The sequence below is a fragment of the Cellulosimicrobium sp. NPDC030954 genome, assembly GCF_055571305.1.
Genome location: NZ_JBVIFN010000001.1, coordinates 764064 through 781384, shown reverse-complemented (window position 1 = coordinate 781384; position 17321 = coordinate 764064). Strand labels below are relative to the sequence as shown.

The following is a 17321-nucleotide window of genomic DNA, read 5'->3' as shown; positions in this document are numbered from 1 at the left end:
CTCCTATCAGCGCTTCTTGCCGGTACGGCGACGACGCACGATCAGCTTGTCGCTCGGCTTGTTGGGACGGCGGGTACGACCCTCCGGCTGGCCCCACGGGCTCACCGGGTGGCGACCACCGGAGGTCTTGCCCTCACCACCACCGTGCGGGTGGTCGATCGGGTTCATGGCGACACCACGGACGGTCGGGCGCTTGCCCTTCCAGCGCATGCGGCCGGCCTTGCCCCAGTTGATGTTCGACTGCTCGGCGTTGCCCACCTCGCCGACCGTCGCGCGGCAGCGCAGGTCGACGTTGCGGATCTCGCCGGAGGGCATGCGCAGCTGCGCGTACGGCCCGTCCTTGGCGACGAGCTGCACCGACGCACCGGCCGAGCGGGCGATCTTCGCGCCGCCACCGGGCTTGAGCTCGATGGCGTGGATGACCGTACCGGTCGGGATGTTGCGCAGCGGCAGGTTGTTGCCGGGCTTGATGTCCGCGCCCGCGCCGTTCTCGACGACGTCGCCCTGCTTGAGCTTCGCCGGCGCGATGATGTAGCGCTTCTCGCCGTCCGCGTAGTGCAGGAGCGCGATGCGCGCCGTGCGGTTGGGGTCGTACTCGATGTGCGCGACCTTGGCGGGCACGCCGTCCTTGTCGTGACGACGGAAGTCGATCACGCGGTACGCACGCTTGTGGCCACCACCCTTGTGACGGGTGGTGATCCGGCCGGAGCTGTTGCGGCCGCCGCTCTTCGAGAGCGGGCGGACCAGAGACTTCTCCGGCTGCGAGCGCGTGATCTCGGCGAAGTCGGCGACGCTCGCGCCGCGGCGGCCGGGCGTCGTCGGCTTGTACTTACGGATTCCCATGGGGATCTGTCCTCAATCTGCTCTCGTCGGCTCAGCCGAAGATGTCGATCGTGCCCTCGCGGAGGGTGACGATCGCACGCTTGGTGTCCTTGCGCTTGCCCAGGCCGAAACGCGTGCGACGCGTCTTGCCCTTGCGGTTGATCGTGTTCACCGAGGCCACCTTGACCGAGAAGATCTGCTCGACGGCGATCTTGATCTCGGTCTTGTTGGCCCGCGGGTCGACGACGAACGTGTACTTGCCCTCGTCGAGCAGGCCGTAGCTCTTCTCGGAGACGACCGGCGCGAGGATCACGTCACGGGGGTCCTTGGTCACGGTGGTCACTTCGCGGCCTCCTCGGCAGCAGTCTCGTCCGCCTCGGTGGAGGTGGCGACGGCCTTCGCGGAGCGACCCGTGGCCGGGCCCGCCAGGAACGCGTCGAGCGCGCCCTGCGTGAAGACGACGTCGTCGGAGACGAGCACGTCGTAGGTGTTGAGCTGGTCGGCCACCAGGAGGTGGACCTGCTCGACGTTCCGCAGCGACTTGATCGTCAGCTCGTCGCCACGCTCGGTGACGACGAGGACGTGCTTGCGCTCGGAGAGCTTGGCGAGCGTCGAGACGGCGGTCTTGGTCGACGGCAGGCCGTCGACGCCGAAGCCGGTCACGACGTGGACACGGCCGTTGCGGGCGCGGTCCGAGAGGGCACCGCGGAGCGCGGCGGCCTTCATCTTCTTGGGCGTCCGCTGGTCGTACGAGCGCGGCGTCGGGCCGTGGACGGTGCCACCGCCGGCGAACTGCGGCGCACGGGTCGAACCCTGGCGGGCGCGGCCGGTGCCCTTCTGCTTGTACGGCTTGCGACCACCACCGCGGACCTCGCCGCGGCTCTTGGTGTCGTGGGTGCCCTGGCGTGCAGCGGCACGCTGGGCGACGACGACCTGGTGGATCAACGGGACGTTGAGCTCGACGTCGAACACCTCGGCGGGGAGCTCGGCGGTGCCGGCCTTCTTGCCCTTGGGGTCCAGCACGTCAACGGTCAGAGCGGACATGGTGTTCACGCTCCCTTCGCGGCGCTGCGCACGAGGACGACGCCGCCCTTGGGGCCGGGAACCGCGCCCTTGACGAGCAGCAGACCCTTCTCGGCGTCGACCGCGTGGACGGTCAGGTTCTGGGTGGTCTGGCGGGCGTTGCCCATGCGACCGGCCATGCGCAGGCCCTTGAACACGCGCGACGGGGTCGAGGCCCCACCGATCGAGCCCGGCTTGCGGTGGTTGCGGTGCGCACCGTGCGAGGCGCCCACGCCGGCAAAGCCGTGGCGCTTCATGACACCGGCGGTGCCCTTGCCCTTGGTCGTGCCCACGACGTCGACCACGGCGCCGGCCTCGAAGGCCTCCGCGGTGATCTCCTGGCCGAGCGAGTACTCGGCGGCGTCGGTGGTGCGGACCTCGGCGACGTGACGGCGCGGCGTGACGCCGGCCTTCTCGAAGTGGCCCTTGAGCGGCTTCGTGACCTTGCGCGGGTCGATCTGGCCGTAGGCGAGCTGCACGGCGGCGTACCCGTCGGCGTCGGCCGTGCGCACCTGCGTCACGACGTTCGTCCCGACGGCGACGACGGTCACGGGCACGAGGCGACCGGCCTCGTCCCAGAGCTGCGTCATCCCGAGCTTCGTGCCGAGCACCGCGGTGACCGGGCGCGCGTTCTGCTGGGGAATAGTCATGATGTCCTCCAGCCTCAGAGCTTGATCTCGATGTTCACGTCCGCAGGCAGGTCGAGACGCATGAGCGAGTCGACGGCCTTCGGCGTGGGATCGATGATGTCGATCAGCCGCTTGTGCGTGCGCATCTCGAAGTGCTCGCGGCTGTCCTTGTACTTGTGAGGCGACCGGATGACGCAGAAGACGTTCTTCTCCGTCGGCAGCGGCACCGGACCCACGACCGTTGCACCAGCGCGCGTCACCGTGTCGACGATCTTGCGCGCCGAGCTGTCGATGACCTCGTGGTCGTAGGACTTGAGCCGGATGCGGATCTTCTGTCCCGCCATGGCGTCGTCTGACTCTCTCTCTCGAACCGCTAGCTGTCCGACCCCCGCGCTCGGGCGTGTCGCGTAGTCGCGACGCACCTGGGCGCACGCGCCGAGAGACGCAGGGCCGTTGGATATGTGGACCGGCGTCCGCACCGTGCTGACGCACGGCTCCGCGGAGCGGACCACAACGTTTGTGCGAGCCTGGCCGGAACGTGTGTTCCGCGGGGTACTCGATCCATGGCGACAGAGAGCTCAACCCGCAGACCCGGGACGAGGTCCCGGGGTCCTGGCCCTCCTCGGGAGGACCGGTTCAACACACTGTTCGACACGTGAAAGAGCGCACCCGTAACAGGCAACCTGAACAGTCTGCCACACGAAGGCCGCCCGGGCCAAGTCGAGACCGGGGCGGGTGCTGTGACGGTCACCGCAGGGGTGACCGCGGCGTCACCGCACAGGGCGGCGGACCGCAGGCCGAAGGCCCGGCCCCGCGGACGGGACCGGGCCTTCGACGAGTGCTGCGGAGGCAGCGTCAGATCACTTGATGATCTTGGTGACGCGGCCCGAGCCGACGGTGCGGCCACCCTCACGGATGGCGAAGCCGAGGCCCTCCTCCATGGCGATCGGCTGGATGAGCTCGACCGTCATCTCGGTGTTGTCGCCGGGCATGACCATCTCGGTGCCCTCGGGCAGCGTGATGACGCCGGTGACGTCCGTGGTCCGGAAGTAGAACTGCGGACGGTAGTTCGAGTAGAACGGGTTGTGGCGGCCACCCTCGTCCTTGCCCAGGATGTAGACCTGCGCCTCGAAGTTGGTGTGCGGGGTGATCGAGCCCGGCTTGACGACGACCTGGCCGCGCTCGACGTCCTCGCGCTTGATGCCGCGCAGGAGCAGACCGGTGTTGTCGCCGGCCTGAGCCTGGTCCATCTGCTTGTGGAACGTCTCGATGCCCGTGACCGTGGTCTTCTGGGGCGAGCGGATGCCGACGATCTCGACGTCCGAGTTGAGGTCGAGCGTGCCACGCTCCACCTTGCCGGTGACGACGGTGCCACGACCGGTGATCGTGAAGACGTCCTCGACGGGCATGAGGAACGGCTTGTCGAGCTCGCGGACGGGCTCCGGGACGTTCTCGTCCACGGCCTCCATGAGCTCGATGATCTTCGCGGTCCACTCGGGGTCGCCCTCGAGCGCCTTGAGACCCGACACGCGCACGACCGGCGCGTTGTCGCCGTCGAACTCCTGCGAGGAGAGGAGCTCGCGCACCTCCATCTCGACGAGCTCGAGGATCTCCTCGTCGTCGACCATGTCGGACTTGTTCAGCGCGACGAGCAGGTACGGCACGCCGACCTGGCGGGCGAGCAGGACGTGCTCGCGCGTCTGGGCCATCGGGCCGTCGGTCGCGGCGACCACCAGGATCGCGCCGTCCATCTGGGCGGCACCGGTGATCATGTTCTTGATGTAGTCGGCGTGACCCGGGGCGTCGACGTGCGCGTAGTGGCGCTTCGGCGTCTCGTACTCGATGTGCGCGATGTTGATCGTGATACCGCGCTGCTTCTCCTCGGGAGCCGCGTCGATCTCGTCGAAGTTGCGCTGCGTGTTCGCCGGCAGGTCCGGGTACGTGTCCGCGAGCGTCTTCGAGATCGCCGCCGTGAGCGTCGTCTTACCGTGGTCGACGTGACCGATGGTGCCGACGTTGACGTGCGGCTTGGTCCGCTCGAACTTGGCCTTAGCCACTGGGGTCCTCCTGGGACTTGGGTAGATGTGCCGAACGTTGCGAATGTCGACCGAGAGATCTTACATCCGCGGGGCGTTGCGGTTTCCTACAGGTTGATGGTTGTGCGGGTCTTCGACCTGTGGGGACTCACTCGCCCCGGGTCTTCTTGATGATCTCTTCGGCAACGTTCCGAGGAACCTCGGCGTAGCTGTCGAACTGCATCGAGTACACCGCGCGACCCTGGGTCTTGGACCGGAGGTCACCGATGTACCCGAACATCTCTGACAACGGTACTTGTGCCCGGACGACCTTCACACCCGTCGCGTCCTCCATGGACTGGATCATTCCACGACGTGAGTTCAGGTCGCCGATGACGTCGCCCATGTACTCCTCGGGCGTACGCACCTCGACCGCCATCACCGGCTCCAGCAGAACCGGGTCCGCCCGCTTGACGCCCTCCTTGAGGACCATCGAGCCGGCGATCTTGAACGCCATCTCCGAGGAGTCGACCTCGTGGTAGGCGCCGTCGAGCAGGGTCGCCTTGACCCCGACCAGCGGGAAGCCGGCGAGCACGCCGAGCTCCATCGCGGACTGGATGCCGGCGTCGACGCTCGGGATGTACTCGCGCGGGATGCGACCACCGGTGACGGCGTTGGAGAACTCGTAGAGCTCGCCCTCGGCCGTGTCGAGCGGCTCGAAGGTCACCTGGACCTTCGCGAACTGCCCGGACCCACCGGTCTGCTTCTTGTGCGTGTAGTCGATCTTCTCCGCCTTGCGACGGATCGTCTCGCGGTACGCGACCTGCGGCTTGCCGACGTTCGCCTCGACCTTGAACTCGCGACGCATGCGGTCGACGAGGATGTCGAGGTGGAGCTCGCCCATGCCGCCGATGACGGTCTGGCCGGTCTCGTCGTCCAGCTTGACGCGGAAGGTCGGGTCCTCCTCGGCGAGCTTCTGGATCGCCGTGGAGAGCTTCTCCTGGTCGGCCTTCGTCTTCGGCTCGATCGCGACGTCGATGACGGGCTCCGGGAAGCTCATCGACTCGAGGATCACCGGGTTCGCCATGTCGCTCAGCGTGTCACCGGTGGTCGTGTCCTTGAGGCCGATGACCGCGTAGATGTGACCGGCGCTCGCCTCGTCGACCGGGTTCTCCTTGTTGGAGTGCATCTGGAAGATCTTGCCGACGCGCTCCTTCTTGCCCTTGGTCGAGTTCGCGACCTGCTGGCCGGGCTCGACGCGGCCCGAGTACACGCGCACGTACGTGAGCTTGCCGAAGAACGGGTGCGCCGCCACCTTGAACGCGAGCGCGGAGAACGGCTCCGAGGCGTCGGGGTGACGCTGGACGACCTTCTCCTCGTCCTTCGGGTCGTGACCGTCGATGGCCGGCACGTCGAGGGGCGACGGCAGGTAGTCGATGACCGCGTCGAGCATGGGCTGGACGCCCTTGTTCTTGAACGCGGAGCCGCACAGGACCGGGAACGCCTCGCCCGCGATGACGAGCTTGCGGATGCCGGCCTTGAGCTCGGCGATCGTCAGCTCCTCGCCGCCGAGGTACTTCTCGAGCAGCTCCTCGTCGGCCTCGGCGACGGCCTCGACGAGCTCGCTGCGGTACTGCTGGGCCTTCTCGACCAGGTCCGCGGGGATCTCCTCGGTGTCGTACGCCTCGCCGAGCTGGGTCTCCCCGTGCCAGACGAGCGCCTTCATCTCGAGCAGGTCCACGACACCGGTGAAGTCGCTCTCGGCCCCGATCGGGAGCTGGATGACCAGCGGCTTCGCCTTGAGGCGGTTGATGATCGTGTCGACGGTGAAGTAGAAGTCCGCGCCGAGCTTGTCCATCTTGTTGACGAAGCAGATGCGCGGGACGTTGTACTTGTCCGCCTGGCGCCACACCGTCTCCGACTGCGGCTCGACACCCTCCTTGCCGTCGAAGACGGCGACGGCGCCGTCGAGCACGCGCAGGGAGCGCTCGACCTCGACCGTGAAGTCGACGTGGCCGGGCGTGTCGATGATGTTGATCTGGTTCTTGTTCCAGTAGCACGAGACGGCGGCGGACGTGATCGTGATGCCGCGCTCCTTCTCCTGCTCCATCCAGTCGGTCGTGGACGCGCCGTCGTGCGTCTCGCCGAGCTTGTAGTTCACACCCGTGTAGAACAGGATGCGCTCGGTGGTCGTGGTCTTCCCGGCATCGATGTGGGCCATGATGCCGATGTTGCGGACCTTGCTCAGGTCGGTCAGCACGTCAAGTGCCACGGTCTGCTTCCCTCGTTAGATGGGTTGAGTCGGGGGCGCTGCTCGGACCGGGATGACCGGCCTCGGACCCGCCGACAGCCCCGGGGACGCTCCGGTCCCCGGGGCCCGTCGTGCGGACTACCAGCGGTAGTGGGCGAAGGCCTTGTTGGACTCCGCCATCTTGTGCATGTCCTCGCGGCGCTTGACCGCGGCGCCGAGGCCGTTGCTGGCGTCGAGGATCTCGTTCATGAGGCGCTCCGTCATCGACTTCTCGCGACGCGCGCGCGAGTAGTCCGTGAGCCAGCGCAGCGCGAGCGTCGTGGCGCGCGCGGGGCGCACCTCGACCGGCACCTGGTAGGTCGCACCACCGACGCGGCGCGAGCGGACCTCGAGCGCGGGGCGGACGTTCTCGAGCGCACGCTTGAGGACGACGACGGGGTCGCCGTCCGTCTTCGCCCGGACGCCCTCGAGGGCGCCGTAGACGATCGACTCGGCGGTGGACTTCTTGCCGTCGAGCAGCACCTTGTTGATGAGCTGCGTGACGACGGGCGACCCGTAGACGGGGTCGACGATGAGCGGCCGCTTCGGGGCCGGGCCCTTGCGAGGCATCAGCTCTTCTCCTTCTTGGCGCCGTAGCGGGAGCGGGCCTGCTTGCGGTTCTTCACGCCCTGCGTGTCGAGCGCGCCGCGCACGATCTTGTAGCGCACACCCGGGAGGTCCTTCACACGACCGCCGCGCACGAGCACGATGGAGTGCTCCTGGAGGTTGTGGCCGACGCCGGGGATGTAGGCCGTGACCTCGACCTGGGAGGAGAGCTTCACGCGAGCGACCTTGCGCAGCGCGGAGTTCGGCTTCTTCGGGGTGGTGGTGTACACGCGCGTGCACACACCGCGCCGCTGCGGGGAACCCTTGAGGGCGGGGGTCTTCGACTTCCCCACCTTCGAGGTCCGCCCCTTGCGGACGAGCTGCTGGATCGTAGGCACTACGTCTCCGTGTCTTCTCGAGCTACCGGGGCTATCCCCGATGGTGGTCGTGCTGGCTGCTGGAGCCGATCGCACGAGGCACCCGCAGCGCGAGACACGCTGCAGCAGCCACCTACCACCGGCTCGATGGTCCGTCCCCCGCCTGCGGGCACGAGGGCGCCGCGAGGACCGGGATCCGGAGTGCCCGGGCACTCACATCGGCCCGTCCGGAGCCCGCTGCGCGGAGGTGGGAGCGATCGCTCGCTGACACCGCCCCGCCAGGGACATCACGGAGGGCCCGACGGCGCGGGCACGGTTTACCAGGTTACCCGCCCCTCGACAAGTAGTCAAAGGAGCAGGTCACCGCCCGCCGGAGGCGGGCGGTGCACTCCCCCAGGACGCCGGACGGGTGCCGCGCCCGCGCCCCGCACCGAGGTGCGGGGCGCCGGCGGGCACCCGTCCGGCAGCGAAGTGACGTCAGCGGTAGTCGCCGAAGTCCAGGTCCTCGAGCGGGATCGCCTCGCCGGAGCCCATGCCGAGCGCCGGGAAGTCGATCTCGTCGTAGCCGAAGCTCGGGTAGAGCTCCGTCTTCGCCTGCTCGGTCGGCTCGACCTGGACCTTGGTGTACCGGGGCAGACCGGTACCGGCCGGGATGAGCTTACCGATGATGACGTTCTCCTTGAGGCCGAGGAGCGGGTCGCGACGACCGCTCATCGACGCCTCGGTGAGCACGCGCGTCGTCTCCTGGAAGGAGGCCGCCGACAGCCACGAGTCCGTCGCGAGCGACGCCTTCGTGATGCCCATCAGCTCGGGACGGCCGGAGGCCGGCTGGCCACCCTCCGCCACCGCGCGACGGTTCGCGTCCTCGAAGCGGCCGCGCTCGGCGAGCTCGCCCGGCAGGAGGTGCGAGTCGCCCGAGTCGAGCACGGTCACGCGACGCAGCATCTGCCGCACGATGACCTCGATGTGCTTGTCGTGGATGTCCACGCCCTGGGAGCGGTAGACCTCCTGGACCTCGTCCACCAGGTGCTTCTGCGTGGCGCGCGGGCCGAGGATGCGCAGGACCTTCTTGGGGTCCACCGCACCCTGGACGAGCTGCGTGCCGACCGCGACGTGGTCGCCGTCCTGCACGAGCAGGCGGGCACGCTTGGTCACCGGGTACGCGATCTCCTCCGAGCCGTCGTCCGGCGTGAGGACGAGACGGCGCGAGCGCTCCGCGTCGTCGATCGCGATGCGGCCCGAGAACTCCGCGATGGGCGCCTCACCCTTGGGGGTGCGGGCCTCGAAGAGCTCCGTGACACGCGGCAGACCCTGCGTGATGTCGTCCGCGGACGCCACACCACCGGTGTGGAACGTACGCATCGTCAACTGGGTGCCGGGCTCACCGATCGACTGGGCGGCGATGATGCCGACGGCCTCGCCGATGTCGACGAGCTTGCCCGTGGCGAGCGAGCGCCCGTAGCACTTGGCGCACGTGCCGACGCGCGACTCGCACGTGAGGACCGAGCGGACCTTGGCCTCACGGACGCCCGCGGAGACCGCGGCGTCGATGAGGACGTCGCCCGCGTCGTCGCCGGCCTTGCCGACGACGTTCCCGTCCGGGTCGACCAGGTCGGCCGCGAGGGTGCGCGAGTAGACGCTCGTCTCCACCTTCGGGTGACGCACGAGCTTGCCCGCGAGCTCCTCCGCGATCGGCAGCGTCAGGCCGCGCTCCGTGCCGCAGTCCTCCTCGCGGACGATGACGTCCTGCGACACGTCCACGAGACGACGCGTGAGGTAGCCCGAGTCGGCGGTCCGCAGCGCGGTGTCCGCCAGACCCTTGCGGGCCCCGTGCGTCGCGATGAAGTACTCGAGGACGGACAGGCCCTCGCGGTAGTTGGACTTGATCGGGCGCGGGATGATCTCGCCCTTCGGGTTCGCCACGAGGCCGCGCATGCCGGCGATCTGGCGGACCTGCATCCAGTTACCACGAGCACCGGAGCCGACCATGCGGTACACGGTGTTGCGGTCGTTCGCCTCGAGGTTCTCGCGCATGACGGAGGCGACCTTGTCCGTCGCCTGGGTCCAGATCTCGATGAGCTCCTGACGGCGCTCGTCGTCCGTGATGAGACCACGGTCGTACTGCTGCTGGACCTTGAGCGCGCGCTCCTCGTGCTGCTCGAGGATCTCCGCCTTCGCCGCCGGGGTGGCGACGTCGGAGATCGCGATCGTGACGCCCGAGCGGGTCGCCCAGCGGAAGCCGGCGGCCTTCAGCGCGTCGAGCGACGCCGCGACCTCGACCTTCGGGTAGCGCTCCGCGAGCTCGTTGACGATCGCCGAGAGGCGCTTCTTGTCGACCACCGAGTTCACGTACGGGTAGTCGACGGGGAGCGTCTCGTTGAACAGCGCGCGACCGAGCGTGGTGTCGAAGAGGATCGGCTGACCCTCCTCCCAGCCCTCGGGAGCCTCGAAGCCGGAGACCGGCGGGACGAGGTCCGTCGTGCGGATCTTCACCTGGGCGTTGAGGTCCAGGGTGCCCTGGTCGAACGCCATGATCGCCTCGGCCACCGAGCCGAACGCGCGGCCCTCGCCCTCGGCGCCCTCGCGGTCGCTCGTCAGGTGGTACAGACCGATGATCATGTCCTGCGAGGGCATGGTCACCGGACGGCCGTCCGACGGCTTGAGGATGTTGTTGCTCGAGAGCATGAGGATGCGGGCCTCGGCCTGCGCCTCCGCGCTCAGGGGCAGGTGGACGGCCATCTGGTCGCCGTCGAAGTCCGCGTTGAACGCGGCGCAGACGAGCGGGTGCAGGTGGATCGCCTTGCCCTCGACGAGCTGCGGCTCGAACGCCTGGATGCCCAGGCGGTGCAGCGTCGGCGCACGGTTGAGCAGCACGGGGTGCTCCGTGATGACCTCTTCGAGCACGTCCCACACGACCGGGCGGGCACGCTCGACCATGCGCTTGGCGCTCTTGATGTTCTGCGCGTGGTTGAGGTCCACGAGCCGCTTCATGACGAACGGCTTGAACAGCTCGAGCGCCATCTGCTTCGGCAGGCCGCACTGGTGCAGCTTGAGCTGCGGGCCGACGACGATGACCGAACGGCCCGAGTAGTCGACGCGCTTGCCGAGCAGGTTCTGACGGAAACGACCCTGCTTGCCCTTGAGCATGTCCGAGATGGACTTGAGCGGGCGGTTGCCCGGGCCCGTGACCGGACGACCACGACGGCCGTTGTCGAACAGCGAGTCGACGGCCTCCTGGAGCATCCGCTTCTCGTTGTTGACGATGATCTCCGGCGCGCCCAGGTCGAGCAGACGCTTGAGGCGGTTGTTCCGGTTGATCACGCGGCGGTACAGGTCGTTCAGGTCGCTCGTCGCGAAGCGGCCACCGTCGAGCTGCACCATCGGGCGCAGGTCCGGCGGGATGACCGGGACGGCGTCGAGCACCATGCCCGTGGGCGAGTTCGTCGTGGTGAGGAACGCGTTGACGACCTTGAGGCGCTTGAGGGCACGCGTCTTGCGCTGCCCCTTGCCCGAGCGGATGGTCTCGCGCAGGGACTCGGCCTCCGCCTCCAGGTCGAAGTCCTGGAGACGCTTCTGGATCGCCGCGGCGCCCATCGAGCCCTCGAAGTAGGTGCCGTAGCGGTCCTGGAGGGCGCGGTACAGCATCTCGTCGCCCTCGAGGTCGGCGACCTTGAGGTTCTTGAAGCGGTCCCACACCTGGTCGAGGCGGTCGAGCTGGGCGTCCGCGCGCTTGCGGATCTGCGCCATCTCGCGCTCGGCCGAGTCGCGGACCTTGCGGCGCGCGTCGGCCTTGGCACCCTCGGCCTCGAGCTCGGCCAGGTCGGCCTCGAGCTTCTGCGCGCGGGAGTTGATGTCGTTGTCGCGGGCGTCCGCGATCTCCTTCTTCTCCAGGTCGATCTCGTTCTGGAGGTTGGGGAGGTCTTCCTGGCGACCCTCGTCGTCGACCGACGTGATCATGTACGCCGCGAAGTAGATGACCTTCTCCAGGTCCTTCGGGGCGAGGTCGAGCAGGTAGCCGAGGCGCGACGGCACACCCTTGAAGAACCAGATGTGCGTGACGGGCGCGGCGAGCTCGATGTGGCCCATGCGCTCACGACGCACCTTCGAGCGCGTCACCTCGACGCCGCAGCGCTCGCAGATGATGCCCTTGAAGCGCACGCGCTTGTACTTGCCGCAGTAGCACTCCCAGTCCCGGGTGGGGCCGAAGATCTTCTCGCAGAAGAGGCCGTCCTTCTCGGGCTTGAGGGTGCGGTAGTTGATGGTCTCGGGCTTCTTCACCTCTCCGTGCGACCACGCACGGATGTCGTCGGCCGTGGCCAGGCCGATACGCAGCTCGTCGAAGACGTTGACGTCGAGCAAGTTGTCCTACTTCCTTCGTCTGCCGGGACCGGCCGGGGCCGGTGCCGACGCCATAAAGACGGTTGGTGCGGGGTCGTCGGCGGGAGCGGGGTGACCCGCTCCCGCCTGCCCGAGATCAGATCTCGTCGACGCTGGACGCCGCGTTGGGGCGGCGCGACAGGTCGATGCCGAGCTCTTCTGCTGCGCGGTACACGTCGTCGTCCGACTCCCGCATCTCGATGGACACGCCGTCGCTCGAGAGCACCTCGACGTTCAGGCACAGCGACTGCATCTCCTTGAGGAGGACCTTGAAGGACTCCGGGATGCCCGAGTCGGGGATGTTCTCGCCCTTGACGATCGCCTCGTAGACCTTGACGCGGCCGGGGACGTCGTCCGACTTGATGGTGAGGAGCTCCTGGAGCGTGTAGGCCGCGCCGTACGCCTCGAGGGCCCACACTTCCATCTCGCCGAAGCGCTGACCGCCGAACTGCGCCTTACCACCCAGCGGCTGCTGCGTGATCATCGAGTACGGGCCGGTCGAGCGCGCGTGGATCTTGTCGTCGACCAGGTGGTGGAGCTTGAGGATGTACATGTAGCCCACCGACACGGCCTCGGGGAACGGCTCGCCGGAGCGGCCGTCGAAGAGGCGCGCCTTGCCGTCGGCGCCGACCATGCGGTCGCCGTCGCGGTTCGGGATCGTCGTCGAGAGCAGGCCCGTGAGCGCGTCCTCGTGGACGCCGTCGAACACCGGGGTGGCGACAGGGCGACCGGGCTCGGACGTCGCGGCGATCTCCGGGACGTTCTCCCGCCAGGAGAGGTCCTTGCCGTCGGCGAGGGAGATGTCCCAGCCCTGCTTCGCGACCCACCCGAGGTGCGTCTCGAGGACCTGGCCGACGTTCATACGACCGGGGACGCCCAGCGGGTTGAGGACGACGTCGACCGGCGTCCCGTCCGCGAGGAACGGCATGTCCTCGACGGGCAGGATCTTGGAGATGACGCCCTTGTTGCCGTGACGGCCGGCCAGCTTGTCGCCGTCCGTGATCTTGCGGCGCTGCGCGATGTAGACGCGCACGAGCTGGTTCACGCCCGCGGGCAGCTCGTCGCCGTCCTCGCGGTTGAACTCGCGCACGCCGATGACCGTGCCGGACTCGCCGTGGGGCACCTTGAGGGACGTGTCGCGCACCTCGCGCGCCTTCTCGCCGAAGATCGCGCGGAGCAGGCGCTCCTCCGGGGTCAGCTCGGTCTCGCCCTTCGGGGTGACCTTGCCGACCAGGACGTCGCCCGCGCCGACCTCGGCGCCGATGCGGATGATGCCGCGCTCGTCGAGGTCCGCGAGCACGTCCTCGGAAACGTTCGGGATGTCCCGCGTGATCTCCTCCGGGCCGAGCTTGGTGTCGCGCGCGTCGACCTCGTGCTCCTCGATGTGGATCGAGGAGAGCACGTCGTCCTGCACGAGACGCTGGCTGAGGATGATCGCGTCCTCGTAGTTGTGGCCCTCCCACGACATGAACGCCACGAGGAGGTTGCGGCCGAGCGCGAGCTCGCCCTCGTCGGTCGCCGGGCCGTCCGCGAGGACGGAGCCGGGCTCGACGCGCTGGCCCTCGTCGACGAGCACGCGCTGGTTGTAGCTCGTGCCCTGGTTGGAGCGGCGGAACTTCGCGATGCGGTAGCTGCCGGTCGTGCCGTCGTCGTTCGCGACGAGCACGAGGTCGGCCGAGACCTCGGTGACGACACCGGGCTTCGACGCGACGACGACGTCGCCCGCGTCGACGGCCGCGCGCCACTCCATGCCGGTCCCGACGAGCGGGGCCTCGGAGCGCACCAGCGGCACGGCCTGGCGCTGCATGTTCGCGCCCATGAGGGCGCGGTTCGCGTCGTCGTGCTCGAGGAACGGGATGAGCGCCGTCGCGACCGAGACCATCTGGCGCGGCGAGACGTCCATGTAGTCGACCTGCGCGCCGGGCACGATCTCGACCTCGCCACCCTTGGTGCGCACGAGCACGCGCTCGTCCGCGAAGGAGCCGTCGGCGTTGAGCACCTGGTTCGCCTGCGCGATGACGTGACGGTCCTCGTCGTCGGCCGTGAGGTAGACGACCTCGTCCGTGACCTTGCCCGCCGACACCTTGCGGTACGGCGTCTCGATGAAGCCGAACGGGTTGATCCGCCCGTACGACGCGAGCGAGCCGATCAGACCGATGTTCGGACCCTCAGGGGTCTCGATCGGGCACATGCGGCCGTAGTGCGACGGGTGGACGTCACGGACCTCCATGCCGGCGCGGTCGCGCGACAGACCACCCGGGCCGAGGGCCGAGAGACGACGCTTGTGCGTCAGGCCCGCGAGCGGGTTGTTCTGGTCCATGAACTGCGAGAGCTGCGACGTGCCGAAGAACTCGCGGATGGACGCCACGACCGGGCGGATGTTGATGAGCGTCTGCGGCGTGATCGCCTCGACGTCCTGCGTCGTCATGCGCTCGCGCACGACGCGCTCCATCCGGGACAGGCCCGTGCGGACCTGGTTCTGGATGAGCTCGCCGACGGCGCGGATGCGACGGTTGCCGAAGTGGTCGATGTCGTCCGTCTCGACGCGCACCTCGACGGCCTCGCCGTTCCGGGTGCCCGGGATGGACGCGTGGTCGGCGTGCAGGGCCGCGAGGTACTTGATCGTCGCGACGACGTCCGAGACGGAGAGCGTGGAGTCCGTGAGCGGCGCGTCGATGCCGAGCTTCTTGTTCGCCTTGTAGCGGCCGACCTTCGCGAGGTCGTAGCGCTTCGGGTTGAAGTAGAAGTTCTCGAGCAGCGCGCGGCCGGCCTCGACGGTCGGCGGCTCGCCCGGGCGGATCTTGCGGTACAGGTCGACGAGGGCCTCGTCCTGGGTGTGGACGTGGTCCTTCTCGAGCGTGTCGAGCACCGACGGGAAGTCGGCGAACTGCTCGCGGATCTCCGACTCGGTCAGGCCGAGCGCCTTGAGCAGCACCGTGACGGACTGCTTGCGCTTGCGGTCGACGCGCACGCCGACGGCGTCGCGCTTGTCGATCTCGAACTCGAGCCAGGCGCCGCGCGACGGGATGATCTTCGCGGAGAAGATGTCCTTGTCGCTCGTCTTGTCGGCCGCGCGCTCGAAGTAGACGCCGGGCGAGCGGACGAGCTGGGAGACGACGACGCGCTCGGTGCCGTTGATGATGAAGGTGCCGCGCTCGGTCATGAGCGGGAAGTCGCCCATGAAGACCGTCTGGCTCTTGATCTCACCGGTGTTGTAGTTGACGAACTCCGCGGTGACGAAGAGCGGCGCGGCGTACGTGAAGTCCTTCTCCTTGCACTCGTCGGCCGTGTACTTCGGCGGCTCGAATCGGTGGTTGGAGAACGACAGCGACATCGAGGACCCGAAGTCCTCGATCGGGGAGATCTCCTCGAAGATCTCCTCGAGACCCGACGTCGAGGGCACGTCCTGGCGGCCGGCCGCGGCCGCGGCGGCGACACGCGCCTGCCACGCCTCGTTGCCGAGGAGCCAGTCGAAGCTCTCGGTCTGGAGGCCCAGCAGGTCGGGGACCTCGAGGGGCTCGTAGATCTTGGCGAAGGAGAGGCGACGCGATGCGGTGCGGTTCGCGATGGCGTCGGCGGTCGGAGCAGAAGGGGTGCGCGAGGCAGCCAAGAGGGGTCCTTCCCTGCAGATCGAAAGAACGCTGCACCGCCGGGCTGGACACGATCACCGCCGCCACGACACCTCGCGGACGCGCACGTACGTCGACAAGGGGGTCGGGGGTATTTGAGATCGGGGGCACAGGACAGCGCAAAGCGTGAGCATAGCCCACAACGCATCGCAACACAACCCCGGGGCGTGCGGACCCCGCCCGGAACCGGACGCCTGAGCGTCCCACCGGTACTCGCGCGGGCCTCGTCGCCCGCCTCCGACCCGTCTCGCGGGTCGCGAACCTGCTGCCGTCGACCTCGCTGTCCTGCGTCGTCGACCCGCACATGGTGGCACACTCGTGGCCGTTCCGTGAAGCCGGTGCGCCCGCCCGGGCGCCCGACGCCGTGCACGCCCAGCGCTGCGCCGCGCTCCCCCGCCCGCTCACGCCGTCGGGCGGCGAGAACGACGACGAGGCCCGCACCCCGGGTGGGGTGCGGGCCTCGTGCGGCGTGCTGACCGGTCCCGTCAGGACGGGACCGGCGAGATCACTTGAGGGTGACCGTGGCGCCGGCGCCCTCGAGGGCAGCCTTGGCCTTCTCGGCCGTCTCCTTGTTCGCGCCCTCCAGGACCGGCTTCGGGGCACCGTCCACGAGGTCCTTGGCCTCCTTCAGGCCGAGGGACGTGAGCGCGCGCACCTCCTTGATGACCTGGATCTTCTTGTCGCCGGCGGCCTCGAGGATGACGTCGAACTCGTCCTTCTCCTCCTCGGCCGGGGCGTCGCCCGAGCCACCCGCGGGGGCGGCGACCGCGACGGCGGCGGGGGCGGCGGCGGTGACCTCAAAGGTCTCCTCGAAGGCCTTCACGAACTCGTTGAGCTCGATGAGGGTGAGCTCCTTGAACTGCTCGATGAGCTCGTCGGTGCTGAGCTTCGCCATGATGGCGTTCCTTTCGGTCGGTGCTCGGCAGCGGCCCGGTGCGGGCCTGCCAGAAGCGGGGTGTGTGCTTGCGCTGCGTGGATCACGGGACCGGGGCGAGCCCCGGGCGCGGGATCAGGCGGCAGCGCCCTCCGATTCCTGCTTCTGACGCAGGGCATCGATGACGCGGGCGGCCTGGGCGGTGTTCGCGGTGAAGACGTAGGCAGCCTGGAAGAGCTTGGCCTTCATCGCGCCGGCCGCCTTGGCCAGCAGGACCTCGCGGGACTCGAGGTCCGCGAGCTTCGTGACCTCCGCGGCGGTCAGGGGGCGCCCGTCGAGGACACCGCCCTTGATGACCAGCGCGGGGTTCGCCTTGGCGAAGTCACGCAGACCCTTGGCAGCCTCGACCGGGTCCCCGGTGACGAAGGCGATTGCCGACGGGCCCTGCAGGTCGGCGTCGAGTCCCTCGACACCGGCCTCCTTGGCCGCGATGGCGGTCAGCGTGTTCTTCACCACGGCGTAGGTTGCGTTGCCGCTGAGCGACCGACGCAGCTGCTTGAGCTGCGCGACGGTGAGCCCGCGGTACTCGGTCAGCACGGCAGCGTTCGAGTCGCGGAACTTGTCCGAGATCTCGGCGACTGCGGCTGCCTTGTCCGGCCTCGCCATGGCAATCCTTCCGGTGGTGGTACCACCGGCGTCC

Annotated in this window: 13 protein-coding genes; all 13 read right to left on the bottom strand. The window is 68.6% G+C overall.

Translation table 11 applies throughout. The features are described from left to right. Positions 1-6 precede the first annotated feature (6 nt). On the bottom strand, positions 7-843 hold the full coding sequence (gene rplB / locus ACZ402_RS03225; protein ID WP_047233812.1) for a 50S ribosomal protein L2: 837 nt from the start codon (positions 841-843) through the stop codon (positions 7-9). A 31-nt stretch (positions 844-874) separates the two neighbouring features. Further along, complete coding sequence (gene rplW, locus ACZ402_RS03220; protein WP_021479876.1) at positions 875-1165, bottom strand: 50S ribosomal protein L23; 291 nt, start codon at positions 1163-1165, stop codon at positions 875-877. Continuing rightward, positions 1162-1866, bottom strand: coding sequence for a 50S ribosomal protein L4 (gene rplD, locus ACZ402_RS03215; RefSeq protein WP_047233829.1), 705 nt, complete (start codon positions 1864-1866; stop codon positions 1162-1164). Before rplD ends, rplW begins: the two co-directional genes overlap by 4 nt. 5 nt (positions 1867-1871) lie before the next feature. Beyond that, positions 1872-2534, bottom strand: coding sequence for a 50S ribosomal protein L3 (gene rplC / locus ACZ402_RS03210; protein ID WP_375822266.1), 663 nt, complete (start codon positions 2532-2534; stop codon positions 1872-1874). Between the two features lie 14 nt (positions 2535-2548). After that, entirely contained in the window at positions 2549-2857 is a 309-nt protein-coding gene (gene rpsJ / locus ACZ402_RS03205; protein ID WP_012867945.1) for a 30S ribosomal protein S10, read from the bottom strand. A gap of 516 nt (positions 2858-3373) precedes the next feature. After that, entirely contained in the window at positions 3374-4570 is a 1197-nt protein-coding gene (gene tuf / locus ACZ402_RS03200; protein ID WP_375822267.1) for an elongation factor Tu, read from the bottom strand. Positions 4571-4697: 127 nt separating this feature from the next. Beyond that, positions 4698-6800: an elongation factor G gene (gene fusA / locus ACZ402_RS03195; protein ID WP_375822268.1), complete on the bottom strand. Its 2103-nt coding sequence runs from the start codon at positions 6798-6800 to the stop codon at positions 4698-4700. Positions 6801-6917: 117 nt separating this feature from the next. Continuing rightward, positions 6918-7388, bottom strand: coding sequence for a 30S ribosomal protein S7 (rpsG, locus tag ACZ402_RS03190; RefSeq protein WP_047233808.1), 471 nt, complete (start codon positions 7386-7388; stop codon positions 6918-6920). Continuing rightward, the gene (gene rpsL, locus ACZ402_RS03185; RefSeq protein ID WP_021479869.1) at positions 7388-7762 is read right to left on the bottom strand and encodes a 30S ribosomal protein S12; all 375 of its coding nucleotides are present in this window, start codon (positions 7760-7762) and stop codon (positions 7388-7390) included. Before rpsL ends, rpsG begins: the two co-directional genes overlap by 1 nt. A gap of 456 nt (positions 7763-8218) precedes the next feature. Further along, positions 8219-12100, bottom strand: a complete 3882-nt coding sequence (locus ACZ402_RS03180; protein WP_375822269.1) for a DNA-directed RNA polymerase subunit beta' — start codon at positions 12098-12100, stop codon at positions 8219-8221. Between the two features lie 115 nt (positions 12101-12215). Next, the gene (rpoB, locus tag ACZ402_RS03175; protein WP_375822270.1) at positions 12216-15728 is read right to left on the bottom strand and encodes a DNA-directed RNA polymerase subunit beta; all 3513 of its coding nucleotides are present in this window, start codon (positions 15726-15728) and stop codon (positions 12216-12218) included. Between the two features lie 524 nt (positions 15729-16252). Then, positions 16253-16642 carry a 50S ribosomal protein L7/L12 gene (gene rplL / locus ACZ402_RS03170; RefSeq protein ID WP_021483444.1) on the bottom strand — a complete coding sequence of 130 codons (390 nt, stop codon included), beginning with the start codon at positions 16640-16642 and terminating at the stop codon, positions 16253-16255. A 114-nt stretch (positions 16643-16756) separates the two neighbouring features. Continuing rightward, positions 16757-17287, bottom strand: coding sequence for a 50S ribosomal protein L10 (rplJ, locus tag ACZ402_RS03165; protein ID WP_021483443.1), 531 nt, complete (start codon positions 17285-17287; stop codon positions 16757-16759). Between the last annotated feature and the right edge of the window lie 34 nt (positions 17288-17321).